The 14980-nt window shown below is 67.5% G+C and carries 19 protein-coding genes; 4 read left to right on the forward strand and 15 right to left on the reverse strand.

Features of this window, described 5'->3' with window-relative positions:
• Positions 1-31 precede the first annotated feature (31 nt).
• Positions 32-856 (reverse strand): hypothetical protein, encoded by an 825-nt coding sequence (locus BMX17_RS03180; RefSeq protein WP_139203411.1) that lies wholly within the window; start codon positions 854-856, stop codon positions 32-34.
• Here BMX17_RS03180 and BMX17_RS03185 point away from each other — a divergent pair.
• Positions 804-2207, forward strand: a complete 1404-nt coding sequence (locus BMX17_RS03185) for a hypothetical protein (RefSeq protein ID WP_092657572.1) — start codon at positions 804-806, stop codon at positions 2205-2207. The two genes, BMX17_RS03180 and BMX17_RS03185, sit on opposite strands and share 53 nt — an antisense overlap.
• Positions 2208-2211: 4 nt before the next feature.
• Here BMX17_RS03185 and BMX17_RS03190 read toward each other — a convergent pair whose 3' ends face one another.
• From BMX17_RS03190 to pth2, 14 genes are all read right to left on the reverse strand, one after another.
• Positions 2212-2451, reverse strand: a complete 240-nt coding sequence (locus BMX17_RS03190; protein WP_092657574.1) for a DUF3194 domain-containing protein — start codon at positions 2449-2451, stop codon at positions 2212-2214.
• Position 2452: 1 nt separating this feature from the next.
• Positions 2453-2842, reverse strand: coding sequence for a prefoldin subunit beta (locus tag BMX17_RS03195; RefSeq protein ID WP_092657576.1), 390 nt, complete (start codon positions 2840-2842; stop codon positions 2453-2455).
• A gap of 149 nt (positions 2843-2991) precedes the next feature.
• The gene (locus BMX17_RS03200) at positions 2992-3390 is read right to left on the reverse strand and encodes a DUF7344 domain-containing protein (RefSeq protein WP_211611270.1); all 399 of its coding nucleotides are present in this window, start codon (positions 3388-3390) and stop codon (positions 2992-2994) included.
• Between the two features lie 55 nt (positions 3391-3445).
• Positions 3446-7024, reverse strand: a complete 3579-nt coding sequence (locus BMX17_RS03205) for a PAS domain S-box protein (protein ID WP_092657578.1) — start codon at positions 7022-7024, stop codon at positions 3446-3448.
• Positions 7025-7125: 101 nt separating this feature from the next.
• Positions 7126-7386, reverse strand: a complete 261-nt coding sequence (locus tag BMX17_RS03210) for a KEOPS complex subunit Pcc1 (RefSeq protein ID WP_092657580.1) — start codon at positions 7384-7386, stop codon at positions 7126-7128.
• 1 nt (position 7387) lies between these two features.
• Complete coding sequence (locus BMX17_RS03215) at positions 7388-7522, reverse strand: DNA-directed RNA polymerase subunit P (RefSeq protein WP_077205698.1); 135 nt, start codon at positions 7520-7522, stop codon at positions 7388-7390.
• The gene (locus BMX17_RS03220) at positions 7522-7800 is read right to left on the reverse strand and encodes a 50S ribosomal protein L37ae (RefSeq protein ID WP_092657582.1); all 279 of its coding nucleotides are present in this window, start codon (positions 7798-7800) and stop codon (positions 7522-7524) included. Before BMX17_RS03220 ends, BMX17_RS03215 begins: the two co-directional genes overlap by 1 nt.
• A gap of 67 nt (positions 7801-7867) precedes the next feature.
• Entirely contained in the window at positions 7868-8593 is a 726-nt protein-coding gene (locus BMX17_RS03225; RefSeq protein ID WP_092657585.1) for a DUF2103 domain-containing protein, read from the reverse strand.
• Between the two features lie 51 nt (positions 8594-8644).
• Positions 8645-9139, reverse strand: a complete 495-nt coding sequence (locus BMX17_RS03230; protein WP_092657588.1) for a hypothetical protein — start codon at positions 9137-9139, stop codon at positions 8645-8647.
• Positions 9140-9187: 48 nt separating this feature from the next.
• Positions 9188-10576, reverse strand: a complete 1389-nt coding sequence (gene truD / locus BMX17_RS03235) for a tRNA pseudouridine(13) synthase TruD (protein ID WP_092657590.1) — start codon at positions 10574-10576, stop codon at positions 9188-9190.
• 96 nt (positions 10577-10672) lie between these two features.
• On the reverse strand, positions 10673-11311 hold the full coding sequence (locus BMX17_RS03240) for a phosphoribosyltransferase (protein WP_092657592.1): 639 nt from the start codon (positions 11309-11311) through the stop codon (positions 10673-10675).
• A 114-nt stretch (positions 11312-11425) separates the two neighbouring features.
• On the reverse strand, positions 11426-11821 hold the full coding sequence (locus BMX17_RS03245) for a PIN domain-containing protein (RefSeq protein WP_092657594.1): 396 nt from the start codon (positions 11819-11821) through the stop codon (positions 11426-11428).
• A complete protein-coding gene (locus tag BMX17_RS03250) occupies positions 11818-12063 on the reverse strand; it encodes an antitoxin VapB family protein (protein WP_092657596.1) in 246 nt (81 codons plus the stop codon). Before BMX17_RS03250 ends, BMX17_RS03245 begins: the two co-directional genes overlap by 4 nt.
• 42 nt (positions 12064-12105) lie before the next feature.
• On the reverse strand, positions 12106-12444 hold the full coding sequence (gene pth2 / locus BMX17_RS03255; RefSeq protein WP_092657598.1) for a peptidyl-tRNA hydrolase Pth2: 339 nt from the start codon (positions 12442-12444) through the stop codon (positions 12106-12108).
• A gap of 90 nt (positions 12445-12534) precedes the next feature.
• On the opposite strand from pth2, the gene dcd reads away from it, so the two are divergent.
• The 3 genes from dcd (at position 12535) to BMX17_RS03270 (ending at position 14958) form a co-directional block, all read left to right on the forward strand.
• Positions 12535-13125 (forward strand): dCTP deaminase, encoded by a 591-nt coding sequence (dcd, locus tag BMX17_RS03260; RefSeq protein WP_092657601.1) that lies wholly within the window; start codon positions 12535-12537, stop codon positions 13123-13125.
• Between the two features lie 274 nt (positions 13126-13399).
• On the forward strand, positions 13400-14296 hold the full coding sequence (locus BMX17_RS03265) for a thiamine-phosphate synthase family protein (protein WP_092657603.1): 897 nt from the start codon (positions 13400-13402) through the stop codon (positions 14294-14296).
• The gene (locus BMX17_RS03270; protein ID WP_092657605.1) at positions 14296-14958 is read left to right on the forward strand and encodes a class I SAM-dependent methyltransferase; all 663 of its coding nucleotides are present in this window, start codon (positions 14296-14298) and stop codon (positions 14956-14958) included. Before BMX17_RS03265 ends, BMX17_RS03270 begins: the two co-directional genes overlap by 1 nt.
• Positions 14959-14980: the final 22 nt, after the last annotated feature.

Raw genomic sequence — 14980 nt, forward strand, 5'->3', positions numbered from 1 at the left:
GACGACCGCCGGTGACACGACGATGCAACCGCTACTGGCACCGGAGAACACGAGCGCCGCGACCAGCCGACCGGCACGCTTGGCGGTCTACGGTGTCTGCCTGTGGCTGTGTCTGCTCGCAGTTACCGGGCCGGCCGTGGGTGGCTCCATCGATGCCGGTTCGGTCGCCGCGAGTGACACCGCGCCGCCCGCTGTCGCGCTCGCCTAGGAGGACTGTTTCGGGCCGGACACGTTCGAGGGCGTGGCCGGCGATACGGTCGAGATCTCGACCAGTTGCGGCGGCTACCTCCTCGTCGGCGGGGACAAGACGGTCGAATCTTCGTCGAACCGGAACTTTCTGGACCTGCTGTACGTCTCCGGTGGGACGACGTTCACCGTCAACACGCGCCTGCTGGGCACCGACCAGTCGGCCTACTCCGGGAGCGTCGTCAGCTACGCCCAGAAGTACGGCGCGGACACGAAGCCCGAAAACACCGCGGAGTTCGACGGGTTCGAGTTCGTGAACGAGGACGGCGAGGTGATCGCCGAGGACCTCGAGGGATTCAACGAACAGGTCGGGATCACGCGACTCCCGCGACCGGTCCAGCCCGCTCGCTACCGGTTGCTGGCGGGAGCCAACGAGACGCTCGTCTTCGGCGACGACGACGTGCCCTACCTGAAGGGGCCGCTCGACCGGTCGAACCTCAGGCTGACCAAACCGAGTTTCGAGGGGGGCCTCGAACGGAGCGTGGCACCCCAAGGGCGCGGCCGACGAGGACTTCACACCTGCGACCGACCGGAACTGGGTCGCGGCCGGCGATCGCGTGCAGATCAGCGGTTTCTCGACCGCCGGGTTCCGCGGGACGCTCGCGACCATCGAGGGCGACGGGCTCGACCAGCTCCGGACCCTGCTCGACTATCCCGAGGGCGTCAACGTCACCGTCGAACACCTGAATCCCGGGGTGAATCAGGAGCCCGAACAGGTCACGTTCGACAGCGCGAACGCCCAGGACCTGTTCGTCGACTTCACCGACGGCGAGTCGTCGTTCTCGATGGTCCTCGACACGTCGAGTGGGACGTGGTTCGGTCAGCGGTCGGCCCCCGGCGACCGGTTCAGAGTGACCTTCGAGTTCGAGGGGACGGCCGGCGAGGAGTATCGGTTCCCGACCGGGGGCGGGCTACCCGGGCCGTTCACCGCCCAGTCGACGGCCGACGACGACCGCAGCGAGCAGTACCCCTACTTCGACAGCGGGGAGACGACCGTCGAGTCGACGACGAATTTCACCGTCGTCGAACCCCGGATCGACTACAGCGAGGACCAGTTGACGGGGGACGGGGAGTTGATCGTCGGCGAGAACGGCCAGTACCGGCTCACCGGGTCGACGACGTACGCGCCCGGGACCGACATCGAGATCCAGCTCATCTCCCGGGACGGCCCACCGCCGACGAAGATACAGATCGACGACGTGTCCATCGCGGCCGACGGCAACTTCCGGACGCCAGCGGTCAGCTTCGCCGAACTCGATCCCGAGCATCCGGTCGAGGCCGAACTGTTCTTGCGTGACCAACTGGTCGACCGCCGTCCCGTCGTCATCGCCGACGATCCCGACAATCCGGCCGAACTCGCGCTGGTCGAGGCCACCTCGTCGGTGACGATCACCGAGGGCGAGTCGCTGTCGGCGCTCGCCGCCACGGTCGAGAACACGGGCGTCGCGGACGGGAACGCCAACGTCAGGCTCCGGATCGACGGCGACCTCTGGGGGAACCGGACGGTCACCGTCACCCCGGACCGGAACCGAACCGTCGCCTTCGGCAGTTCCTACCCCTCGTTGCCGCCCGGAGAGTACCCCTACACCCTCAGGCTGGCCGGCAAGGACCGGACGCTGTCGGGCACGCTCGTGATCGAACCCGGCTCGACCCCGGCGCAGACGACGACCCCCGAACCGAGCACGCCGGAGACGGCACAGCCACCGACTGCGACGGTGGACGACACGCCCCAGTCACCACCCACTCGGACCGCGACGGTGACGCCCGATCCGACGACCACCGTCGCGACGAACGCCTCCGCGCCGAGCGATGACTCGGAGGGGTCGCTACTCGGGGGGGTGCTCGGCTACGTCACGTCGGTACTCCCGTACACGCTCGGCTCGATGGTGTTCGTGATACTCGCGTACGTGGTCGCACGGGCAGTCGTCACACGACGGGGCGGCAGCGAGAGCGCGTCCTGAGAAATTACTCGAACAGGTCGTCCACGGCGGATCGCGCGGTCAGCGCGGCGTCGTCGGCGACCTGTTCGGGGTCGCGCGTGTCCGAGGGTGCGTTGAGGTACACGTCTACTTCGAGGATCCCGTCCTCGAAGGTGACGGTCACGTCGAGGTCGGTGACCTCGGACTGTTTGTAGCGTGCGAACACGACCCCCTCCGCGGCGTCGGCGGCCGTCTCCACGACGTCCTCGTCGGTGGGCTCGCCCATCCTATGCGCCGCCGGCACCGGGACCCATCGGGCCGCCACCGCCGCCGGCACCGCCGAGCAACTGCTGGAGCTCCTGCTGGAGTTCCTCGAACTGCTCCTGGACGCGCTCTTCCTGCTTTTCGAGCGTGTCGACGCGCACTTCGAGACTCTCGACGGACTCCTCGAGATCGTCTTTGGCTTCGTCGTACTCGGTCTTGACGAGCAGTTCACCGACCTCGCGGTACATGGTGGTGTCCTCGTCCACGTCGTCGAGCTCTTCGAGCGCGGTCTGGGACTCGGTCAGCTGTGTCTCGGCCTGCTGTTTCTGGGCGGCGACCTGCTGTGCCGTCTCCTGAAGGTCCTGTAGCTCCTCGATTTTCTCCTGTGCTTCCGGCGGCAGATTACCCTGCATACCCGGACTCTCGGCATCCGGAGTGAAAAACCCACGCATCTCACTACTCCACCGCGTCGCCGACTGTCCTGCCGGTCACGGGAGGGAACGCCAGCGAGGAACGGCGGACGGAGGGCGGACGCTGGGCGGCCGAGAGCACGGCCGAGCGATCAGGATTCGGCCTGCTGACCGTCGTCGATGGCCTCGACGTGTTCGGCCCACTTCTCGACGGTCGGCTGGCCCCAGTACCGTGCGGTGTTGCTCCGCGGGTCGTAGTCGACGATGCCCGCCTCGTCGAGTTTCGGCAGGTGCCGGTGATGGAGGTTGATCGCCAGCCGTTCGCGCTCCTCGTCGCTTTCGTCCGACGCGAGCGCGTCGACGAGGTCGTCGAGCGTCGCCACCTCGATCCCGGCCCGCCGCAGGAACAGGCAGACACGGCGTCGGCAGTCGTTCGAGAGCAACGCGAACACCTCGTCGATGGGCGGCGTCACTACCGCACGGTTCGTGCCCAGTGGATTCGTCGCGTTCGGGGACCGCACCGATCGTTCGGGCTGATGGTCGTCTCTCATGGAGGCTACATAGATTACTCGTGTGCCCTCCCGCATGAGAGGGATACCTAGCCATCTAGGTACGGCCGTCGTCGAAGTACGCCGAGAGCAACTTCCCCAGTGCGTGCCGGAGGTGCTGGTGGAAGGTCGGCGAGGCGATGTCGAGCGAGTCGGCGACCGCTTCGGCGGTGCTAGCACGCGGCCAGTCGAAGTAGCCGGCGAAGTACGCCGCCGACAGCGCCGCTCGTTGTCGGTCGGTGAGCTTGTCGTCGACGCCCGCACACGGATCATCGGCGGCGTCGGGCCAACCGTCACCCTCGCGTTTGGCCGCGAGCGTGACGCCACCGAACCGTTCGTCCAGCCGCTCGGTCAACGCCCGGAGGTCGAACCCGCGGGGCGCGGCCGCCTCGACGACCACCTCGCCGGCCTCGGCTTCGATCGCGAGCGGCTCGACCCCGGACTCGAACAGGACGGACGTGATCGACGGCTCGACCCGCGCCTCGAAGACGGCGTGATCGTCGTTCTCGGTGACCAGCCGGAGCGAGTCGGGTACTGGCATCCCCGGTTCCTCGGCCAGCGCGTGTACGTCCTCGGGCGGTGCGGTGACGGCGACGTAGTGGAGGGGGGCCCCACTGGACGCTTTCGCCGATCCGAGCAGTCGGCACGCGCAGTCGAGGTTCGTCGAGACGGTCCCGAAGAACGTGTCCGGTTCGTCGAGTTCGAGCGTCATCTCGATCGGGACGTCGGACTCGATGAGCTGACGGTTCTGCGTGGCGCTGATCGCGAACCCGACCATCTCGCCCAGCACCTCGAACGCCTTGATCTCGCGGTCGCTGAACGCGCCCGGCCGGTCGGCGTACACCACCAGCACGCCGTGGGTCACCGTCCGATGGGTAAACGGGATGGCCGCGACCGACCGGAAGCCGTGCTCCAGCGCGGGGTCCCGGAACGGCTCGAACAGCGGGTCCGACTCCACGTCGTGGACGACCGTCACCTCGCCTGTGTCGAGGGTTTCGGCGGCCAGCGCGGCCCGTTCGTGATCCGGATCCGCCGGAATCTCGACCGCGTCCAGGTACGCGGCCCCCTCGCCGGCCCAGGCATCGGGTTCGACGAACTCCGTGCCCGGACGACCCACGCCCGTGAAGGCGAACCGATACAGCGACGACCCGCCGAGTCGGTCACAGACCGTCTCCTCGATCTCCTCGGCCGTCGCGGCCGCCGCGAGCGCGCCGATGGTCTCCTGGACGAGTTCGTTGATCCGGTTCAGCGTCTCCAGTTCGTCGCGCTGATTCCGGAGTCGCCGCTCGCTCTCTTTGCGTTCGGTGATGTCACGGACGACGCCGACGGTCCCGGCGAACTCCCCGTCGTCCGAGGGCAGGAGGGAAAAACGGTTCTCGACGGGTACCTCCTCCCCTGCGGCCGTCCGGAGTGTGCCCTCGACCGTCCCCACAGACTGCTCGCCGTCGAGCATCGCCTCGCGTTGCTCGCGGGCCTTCTCGACGACGTCGTCGGCCCCGAACCACCGTGCGTCCAGCCCCTCGAACGACGCCGGGTCGAACCCGAGTTTCGCCTCGGCCGCCCCGTTGACCATCCGCACGTCGTGGTTCTCGTCGGTCATGTAGACGCCGTCGCTCATCGTCTCGACCAGCGTCGCATAGCGCTGGAGTTCTTCGGTGCGCTCCCGCAACTGTTCCTCGCGGTCGGCCCGCCTGAACGCCGACTCCACGTCCGCCGCGAACAGTCGACCGAGTTCGCGGTGTCGCTCGTCGAAGGCCGACGGTTCGGTCGAAGCGATACTGAGCATCCCGTACCCCTCGATGGGGAGCAAGAGCGCGCTCCGGGCCGGGCCGTAGTCGAAGTCGGTGTCGAGGTCGCGCATATCGTCCACGATCATCGACTCGCCGCGTTCGTAGGCGTCACCGACGAACCCCTCGCCGACGGCGTACGTCGGGGGCATCTCGTCCAGCCTCTCGTCGTCGGTCGCCACCGCGACGGGTTCGAGGCGGCCGTCGTCGGTCACCATCCGGACGCCCGTCGTCGCGAACGCGAAGTGCTGTTGTGAGACCTCCGCGGCCGTCTCGGCGACCTCGTGGTGGGTCTCGGCGGCCATCAGTTCCCGCGTCCCACAGTGGAGTTGTTCGAGCAACTTCGCACGCTCCCGGCGGTCGCTCACGTCCCGAACCAGTCCCAGCGTGGCGAGGTCGCCCTCCAGGGGCATGAACCGGACCTCGATGGGGAACGACTCGCCGTCGGCGTCGATGGCTGTTCCCCTGATCGTCGCGACCGTCTTCTCGTCCCGTTCGACCACTTCCTGGCGGCGTCTGATCCCCTGCTGGGCCGTCTCCTCGGTGACGAATTCGGTGAGGTGTTCGCCCATCATCGTCTCGATCTCGTACCCGAACAGGTCCGCCAGCGTATCGTTTGCCTCCTTTACTCGCAGATCGTCACCCATGACGTAGACGCCGTCGCCGACCGTCTCGAGGATCGTCTCGTAGCGTTCGAGTTCGCGCTCGCGCTCTTTGCGCTCGGTGATGTCCCGGATCAGCCCGATGGTCGAGTACTCCTCGTCGTCCACCAGTCCGAACCGCCCTTCGACCGGGAGCCGCGTGCCATCCTCGCAGTGTAAGTCGAACTCCATGGTTGTGACCGACTCCTCGCCCCGTTTGAGTGCCTCCGACATCCCGAGGCCGCGCTCGGCCGTCCCCGGATCGGTGAACTCCGAGACGTGCCGTCCCAGGACGGCCTCGCGGTCGGCATCGACCATCTCCGCCATGGCGTCGTTGACCTTCCGGACGTATCGGTCGTCGTCGGCCACGTATACCCCGTCGCCGATGGTGTCCAGTAGCGACTTGTAGCGTCTGAGATCGCGTTCGCGTTCCTTGCGCGCTGTGATGTCGCGGACGAGGCCGATCGTCGCGTACCCCTCGTCGGAGATCAGCGAGAATCGCCCCTCGACGGGAATCGAACTGCCGTCTTTCCGGACGAGATCGTACTCGATAGTCTCGACTGTGCGGTCGGTCTCTTGCATGGCCCTGGCCAGACGCCTGCTTCGGTCGACGGTCTCGGCGTCCATGAACGCCGAGAAGTGCATCCCGAGTATCTCCTCACGGTCGTACCCGGACAGGTCCGTCATGGCGTCGTTGACCTTCGCGACCCGCAGATCCTCGTCGAGGACGTACACCCCGTCACCGACCGTCTCCAGCAGCGACTTGTACCGCGAGAGATTCCGTTCGCGCTCCCGGCGGTCGCTCACGTCCCTGGCCGTGCCGGCGAGACCCCACACCTCGTCGTCCTCGTACAGCGGCGCGGCCGTGACTTCGTGTGGAATCTCCCGCCCGTCCGCGGTTTCGAGGTGAAGCTCCGCGGTCACTTCCTCGCCCGCCGCGACGCGGTCGAGCGCGTCCACCATCCGCTCGCGGTCACGAGCCGTGACCAGCGTCAGCGGGTCGACCTCCGCGAGGGTCTCCTCGGAGTACCCCAGGACGGCCTCGAACTTCTCGTTCCAGTCGACGAGTCGGCCCGACCGGTCGAAGACGTAGTACAGATCCGTCAGCGTGTCGAGGATCGTCTGTGACGCGTCTTCGGGATCCGGCCACTCACTGCGGCTGTCCGGGTCGACCCACCAGTCGCCCTGCTGGCCCAGTGCCCGACTCATCCGTTACTCCCCCCCCAGACGAACGTCGCTAGCCCTGGTAGCGACGGCTGCTCGATCATATGCCGGTCTAGTCGAAGCGTCTGATAAGCGTATCGCCGGTGTCAGAGACTGCCACAGGCGGTCGCGTCGGCCGCTTCACCGACCGAAACGAGCGTCGACCAGGTGTTGATCCCTGCCCGGAGTGCCACCAGGTCGTCGGCCTCGACGGTCACCGTGACGGTCGCGGCCTCGCGGTCCAGCGTCGCCGTCGTCCGGTCGCCAGCGATGGCACCGACCTCGGGACGGACGCTGTGCTCGACGGTTCGGGCACGACGCTCGTCTTCGAACGTGAACGAAAGAACGGCGTCGTGGGCGCGCGCCACGCTAGTTGACGTCGACTTCCTTCACGTCGCGGCTGCGCTCTTTCAGCAGGACGCGGTGGCCACAGTACGGACAGCGGACGCCGCCGTACTCGTCCAGTTCCACGTCGCGCTTACAGCGGGAACACTTGTAGCTCATTACTCCTCGTCGTCGGACAGGGCCGCGCGGATCGAGCGCGTGACGGTCTTGCCACCGGGCGTCTCGGGGCGGTACGTGCCACCCGCGAACTTGTAGTCGCAGTAGCCACACTGCCAGATGCCGGTGCCCTGGCGCTCGACGGACTCCTTGCCGCACTCGGGACACTCGTGTTCGTCGCGCATATCGTCCTCGATGTCCGCGACGCGGCGTCGTGCGACGCGGCCGTAGCGAGCGCCGAACCGGCCGGCGCTTCCCGTCCGTGCCTTGTCTTTGGCCATAGTACCGTTGTATCGGCACAGCCCGCTGATAAACCCTGCGTGTTCGGACGGCCGAACGCGGGTGAAATTACTCCCGGAGCCCGGCCTCGCTCAGCGCCTCGTTCAGGTCCGCCCGGACCTGCTCGCCCAGCTCGCGGTCGCCAGCGGTCGTGACGACACGGTTTTCCTGCACGCTGGAGCCGTCCCGGATCAGCAGGCGGACGTTCCCGTTGGCGTCGGCCCGCGTGGCCTTCGCCCGGACGCCGCCCCGCGAGCCCGAGCCGGAGGCGTCGATGGGGCCCGGGATGATCTTCTTGACGTGGGGGTGGCCCGCGACCGTCTCGATGGCCTGTTTCCCCGCCCGCTCGCCGATGAGCGTGGTGTGGGAGCCGCCGAGGATGTCGGCCGTCGACGCCTCCACGACCTCCAGCGCCGGCCGCCCCTTCCGCTCGATCACCGCCGTCACGGGATCGTCGCCGGTCACCCGATAGAACTCGTAGTGGACCTGGCCGCGAACGGCCCGGAGCACGGTCCTGTCACCCGTCGCGTACACCTCCTCGGGTCGTTTGCGCCTGATCTCGTCGGCGATCAGGCCCGCGAAGTTGCGGAGTTCGATCACGTCGCTCTCCCCGTCGGGATCTTCCGGCGTGGTCGTGATCGTCCGCCGGCTGACGACCTCCTCGTCCAGCAAGGTCGTGACGGTCGCGCGGTCGCGCGAGAGGTCCAGCACCACCGTGTCGGCGTTGGCCGTCCGACAGACCAGACAGTAATCGCCCGGCCGGTCGAGTTCGCTGGCGCACTGCCGACACTCCATGCCTCCGTGTCGGTGATTCGACGGGATAAGGGGGGCGGTTCGGGTCGTCGACTACAGGCACTCGTGGGACCAGCTATCCGCGCCACCGTCATCGAGCGAGAGGTGGTAGTCCTCGACGCTGTTCTCGCCGTCACAGAACGGGAAGCCGACGTGCACCAGCGACCCGTTCGACCGCTCGACGACGTAAACCACCGCCGCGTCAGCGGTCACGTTCTCTATCGTGACCGAGGTGGTCTCGTTGGGCGAAAGCGTGAATCGCTCGCCCCGAACGCCGTCGTCGTCGACGGTGACGTTGCGGTAGCCGTACGCCCACTGCACCTCTGTGTAGGCGAAGAGCCCGTCACTACGGTTGTCCGTCGTCGCGCGGAACAGCACGTCGGACCGGTCGTCGACGTTAGGCACGACGTACGCCGAGAGGTTGTACGCCGTCGAGTCCCGGTTCTCGAACGTGGCCGTTCGGGAGTCGCTGGACTGGAGGACGCTACAGCCCGCAGTGACGAGCGCGAACGCGACGAGGAGGACAAGGGCGGATCGTGTCGCTTGCACTGTCGAAAGAAAGTGTAGGTAGACTGTTAGTAATTTCGACGCGTCGGCTCACCCCAGGTCCGCCGGATCGACCTTCAGATACTCCCGCAGGAGAACCGTCGCGTAGCTCCCCTTCGGCAGTGCGAAGGAAAACGAGAGTGGATCGCGCTCGACTTCCAGCTCCGTCCGCACCAGCACCGCCCGCCGGGTTCCCGTCGAGTGGAACTCCCCGGGCAGGTCGAAGTCTTCTGGGCCAATACCCACGTCCGAAAGCACCTCGCGCTCGATCTCGCCGGGTTCGCCGTCGCCCAGGCCCGTCTCGGTCCCCACTAGCGGCGCGGTGACGAACGCTCGCCCGCGCTCGCAGTGACGGGTCACGGTGTCGACCCGATCCGCGTCGACGCGCTGGAGGCGATCGGTGTCGGGCACGGTCAACTCGGCCGGCGCGTCGCTGTCGGTGAAACAGACCACGTCGCCCGTGACGGGTCGGTCGAAGGGCAGGCCGCGGGCCAGTCGCTCCGACAGAATCCGGTTGAACACGTACGACTGGGCGGCGTTGACGACGAGTTGCTGGAGATTGCTCGGCATCGTCTCTAGGGCCGCCCGGAAGTCCCCCGGGTCGTCGGCGTCACGGTCGACAAGTTCGTGCAACATCGCCCGCTCGTAGTTCAGATAGCCCGGCAAGGCGTCGAGGGCGGCCTGCCAGTCCCGTGAGCCCGCTGCGACCTCTTCGACGCGTGCGCGGGCCGCCTGCGTCTCCTCGGGTTCGCGCTCGGAAGGCCTACCCACGTAGGCAAGAACTGCGCCCTCCCAGTTCCCGCGAACCACTTCGAGGCCGACCTCGTGGGTGATCGGGCGGTGGCTCCCGAAGCGCTGCTGGCCGAAGTAGTTGGGGACGCCGACGGTGACGGTGTCGTCCGTGGCTGTCGCGTCGTCGCCCTCGTCGTCTCCAGCCGCACCCGCGAACGTCCGGAGGTCGTCGGTGATCGCGTCGACCAGGTCCGGTCGCTCGGGATCGCGAACGGTCACCTCGAAGGCGTTGCCCGCCAGATCGCCGAAGAAGATGGGGCGGCCCGTCCGGCCCAGCACGTCGATGTCGGCGTCGGAGAGGGCCACGTCGGCCACGGCCTCGGGGTCGGCGTCGGCGACCGAGAAGAGTTGGGTCGTGACGGCGTGTTTGTCCTTCGTGCCGGCCCAGGAGATCCGCTCGCGGCTGGATTCGAGCGCGTTCGAGAGGGCGCTCGCGAAGTCGTTGGTGTCCCAGCCGGTGAGAGTGGCTCGCAGGAGGACGTGCGGGTACGCGCCGGGGTCGGCGTCGACCGGTTCGGGCTCGAACGCCTCGATCTCGGTGACCCGGAAGTCCTCGGGGTCGACGCGCAGGCGGCCGCCGATGCCATCGGCGTCGCTCACGTAGTACTCCATCCCGACAGCGCGCTCGACGGGCTCGGCCTCTCGCATCAGCCACCCACCCGGAAATCGGTCGTCATTGTCCGGGGTTGGACCCGCCCCGACAAAAGCCTGGAGATCCGCGACGGCCCGCCCGTTCCGGATCGCTCACGCCGCCTCGTCGTTCCGGTCGAGATACGTCAGCGCCTCCTCGTCGGGGACCTGTCGGAAGTTCCGGTAGTGCTGTCCCACGGCACGGAAGTGCTGGGGTGTGTCCAGACAGATCACCCGGTCGGCTTCCTCCTGCAGCGCCTCGATCGTGTCGGGCGGTCCGACGGGGACGGCAAAGAGCAGGGGATCGGCCCCGGCCTCGCGCACCTGTCGCAGGCACGCGCGGGCGGTCGAGCCCGTCGCGACGCCGTCGTCGACCACGACGACCGCCTGCCCCTCCAGTTCGCCGAGTCGCTCTCCATCCCGGTAGGTCGCCGCCTTCTGTCGCGCGGCGGCTGTCTGTGCTTGCCACTCCTCGCGGACGTACGCGCCGCTCACGTCGAGACGGTCGATGGCGTCCTCGTTGTACCACGTACTCCCGTCGCTGGCGACGGCACCGATGGCGAACTCCTCGTTGCCCGGCGCGCCCAGTTTCTTCGCGACGACCACGTCCAGCGGGGCGTCGAGCGTGTCCGCGACCACACGTCCCAGCGGCAGCCCGCCCCGCGGAATCGCCAGCACGAGATCGACGACCACGCCCTCGCTCGCGAGTCGTTCGGCGAGTCGCTCGCCCGCGTCGATCCTGTCGGCGAACATCGCTTCGACAGACGAGAGCAATGTGCAAAGGCGTCCGTGCCAACTATCCGTAGATCCTTGCGAGAGCGTTCCCACGTACCACAGCACGTCGAGAACTCGGCCGCCGTAGTGACCCTAGACGAGTTCGACGGCGAGTCCGTCGACCCGAGTAAAATCGCCGTCGTTGGTCACGACCGGCTCGTTGTACTGGAGTCCAGTCGCGGCGACGATGGCGTCGCCGGGGCCGAGTTCGGGTTTCTCGTCACTGACCACGTGTTGTCCCTCCAGCGCGCCGGCCTGACGCGCAATTTTTCCGTCGATCTCCACGACCGGCTTGTTCGCCACGAGTGCCTCGTACTTCCGGGCGTTCTCGAACGACTCCGAGCCCGCGCCAACACCGACGTAGAGTTCCTGAACCACGATCGTTGGGACCCGTAGCGGCACGTCCGCCGACTCCAGTTCGGCCGCTTTCTCTATCGCGTTCCGATTCCGGTTGTCGAGTTCGATCAAGAATTCGGTGTCGAGGATCATCCGTCGTCCTCGACACCCATGCGCTTTAGTCGCTCCCTCGTGTCCTCGATCCCTCGTTTCTCGGACCGTTCCAGCGCGTCCCGGTGCGTCTCTGCATCCACGACCGGCTCACCGTCGGCGAAATCCAGCAGCGTCCACTCGCTCGTCAGCCGTTCGATCGCCTCGCTGAACGTCTCGTCGCTTCGTTTCTGACTCTTTATCCGCTCGTAAACGTCGTCGTCGAGGCGGACCTGATGGCTCATGCTAATACGTCGTTGACAGCGGCAGTTAGGCGTTTCCCCGCCTCAGAACAGCGAGAGTTCGCCGGTCACGCGGTCGACGGCGTCCTCGTCGCCCGGCCCGACCGCCAGTGCGGTGACCGTCCCGGGTTCCAGCTGGGTGTGGCCGGCGTCCCGGACGACGGCGTTGGGCAGTCCCTCGCGTTCGGCCTTGTCGGCCAGCTCGAACAGTTGCTGTTCGCTCTCGCCTTTCAGGACGACCTTCTTTTGCCCCCCGCCTTTCCACTCTTTGCGGGTCCGGTCGGGTGTGTCCTCGTAGGCCGACAGCGACGCGTGGGCGACCTGGGCGGCGAGTTTGCCCTGACCCATCCCCACGTCGGCGCGCGCGACGATTGCCTGTTTCATGTCTTCGGGGAGCGGGCCGGTGACAATAGGTCTGACCGTTGGCCGTCGCGGATCCAATAATTTTAGACGGGCGACTGCGCTGGTAGGCGTATGATCCTCTCGGACACGAATATTCTCGACCGGCTCGCCAAGGGCGACCTCGTCATCGAGCCGCTGGAGGACGTGGACCTGCAGGTCCAGCCCGCGAGCGTCGATCTCAGGCTGGGCCGGGAGTTTCTGGAGTTCCAGCACGCCAACATCCCCTGTATCCACCCCAACAGCGAACAGGAAGTCGCCGAGTACGTCGACGAGACCCACGTCGAGGAGGGCGACGAGTTCATCCTCCATCCCGGCGATTTCGTCCTCGGGACGACCGTCGAACGCGTCGAGATCCCGGCGGACCTGATCGCCCACGTCGAGGGTCGATCCTCGCTGGGTCGACTGGCCATCGTGGTGCACGCGACAGCGGGTCTGTGCGATCCGGGGTACCAGGGCCAGATAACCCTGGAACTGTCGAATCTCGGGACCGCGCCCGTCGCGCTGACGCCGGGGATGCGTATCTCCCAGTTGACTTTCACCGAACTGAAGACGGCCGCGGATCGGCCCTACGGGGAGGAGCGGGGCTCGAAGTACCAGGACCAGTCGGGACCGCAGGCATCGAAGATTCAGGGGGACGACGAGTTCGGAGGCGACCAGGTCTGAGCGCGAACCCTGTTCCGCGTCGCGCTCAGGCGTCGTCGCCGAGAACGAGGAGCATGAGGAGGCGACCAGGTCTAAGCGCGAACCCTGTTCCGCGTCGCGCTCAGGCGTCGTCGCCGAGAACGAGGAGCGTGAGGAGGCGACCAGGTCTAAGCGCGAACCCTGTTCCGCGTCGATTTTCTTCGGCGAGAAAGCGTTCGGAGCGGGATCCGGTTCCGTCAAGCGAGTGAGCCGACCAGCACGGTTTTTATGCCAGTCGGTCCCGGAGGGAGGAGCAATGAGATTCATCGAGGAGGTAGTGGTCGAGGAGTTCCTTCCGACCCTCCGTTCGATGCTGGCCGAGGAGTTACGGGAGCGGGGGTTGACCCAGAGCGAGGTGGCCGAACTCCTCGGAATCAGCCAGAGCGCCGTCTCGAAGTACGTCCACGGTGAGGTGGCGCGCAACGAGCGGCTCCTGGCCGACGAGCGGGTGGTCGACCTGGTCGAGCGGCTCGGTGACGGGCTGACCGACGGTGAGATGAGCCCCGTGCAGGCACTCGTCGAGGCCGAGGTCGTCATCCGGCAACTCGAACAGGGGGACGTGCTGGCCCAGATCCACCAGAATGAGGTCCCCGAACTGGCCGACTACGACGGCGCGTTCGACGTGCACGATCCGGACAGCGACGTGCGCGTTGCCGAACAGGCGCTGGCCTCGGTCCGCCGGGGGCTGACGGTGATCGAGAACACCACCGACTTCGCCCGACACATCCCGGCGGTGGGCACGAACCTGGTCGAGGCTCTCCCCGACGCGACCAGCATCGAGGACGTGGTGGCGGTGCCCGGCCGGATCATCGACCTGAAAGGCCGCCCGGAGATTCCCGCCGAACCCGAGTTTGGCGTCAGCGAGTACGTCGCCAGCGTCCTCCTGACGGCCCGCGACCACGGCAGTGACGCCCGCGCGGCGATGAACGTCCGGTACGATCCCACGCTCGTCGACGCACTCGAATCCAGCGGGCACGCGGCCGTCGAGTTCGACGCCGAATCCGGGATCGACGACGCGATTCCGACCGCGCTGGCGGCGAACCCCGACGCTGACGTGCTCTACCAGACCGGCGGTTTCGGCATCGAACCCGTGATCTACGTCCTCGGTCCCGACGCGCCGACGGTCGCGGGCCGGCTCCGGGACAGCCGCTGATGGCCGATCTCGACCGGGTACGGGCGTTCTACGGCCAGTGGGCCCACCTCTACGACCGACTGGCGACCGCGCCCGGCGTCCGGTCCTGGCGACGCCGGGCCGCCGCGGCGCTCGATCTCTCGCCGGGCGACACGGTCGTCGAGATGGGGTGTGGGACCGGCGCGAACTGCCCGTTCCTCCGGGAGCAGGTCGGGCCCGACGGTCACATCGTCGGCATCGACGTGACTCGTCCGTTGCTCGATCGGGCCCGGGAGCGGGCGGCCGACGCGGGCTGGACGAACGCACACGTCTGTGTCGGCGACGCGACCCAGCCGCCGATTTCGGGGCCGGTCGACGCCGTCCTCGGCACGTTCGTTCTCGGGCTGTTTCGTGATCCTGCGGCGGTCGTCGACGACTGGACCGACCTGTGTCGGCCGGGCGGCCGCGTCGCCGTCCTGAACTTCCAGTCCAGCGACCACCTGTTGGCCGCCCCGATCAACCTCGCGTTCGCCGCCTTCCTCTGGGCCGGCTCACCCGGCTGGAGCGTCCCGGACGAGTCCGTGACGGCGGCCTTCGAGCGCCGGGTCGACGCCGGGCGGACGGCGCTGGCCGCCCGCACCGACGACCGGCGCTACGAGACGTTCGGCGGCGGCTACCTCGGCCTGCTCTCCGGGCGCGTTTAGGAACGCTTTTTTCAGACCTTTC

It is taken from the genome of Halorientalis persicus, assembly GCF_900110215.1.
GTDB classification, from domain to species: Archaea; Halobacteriota; Halobacteria; order Halobacteriales; family Haloarculaceae; genus Halorientalis; species Halorientalis persica.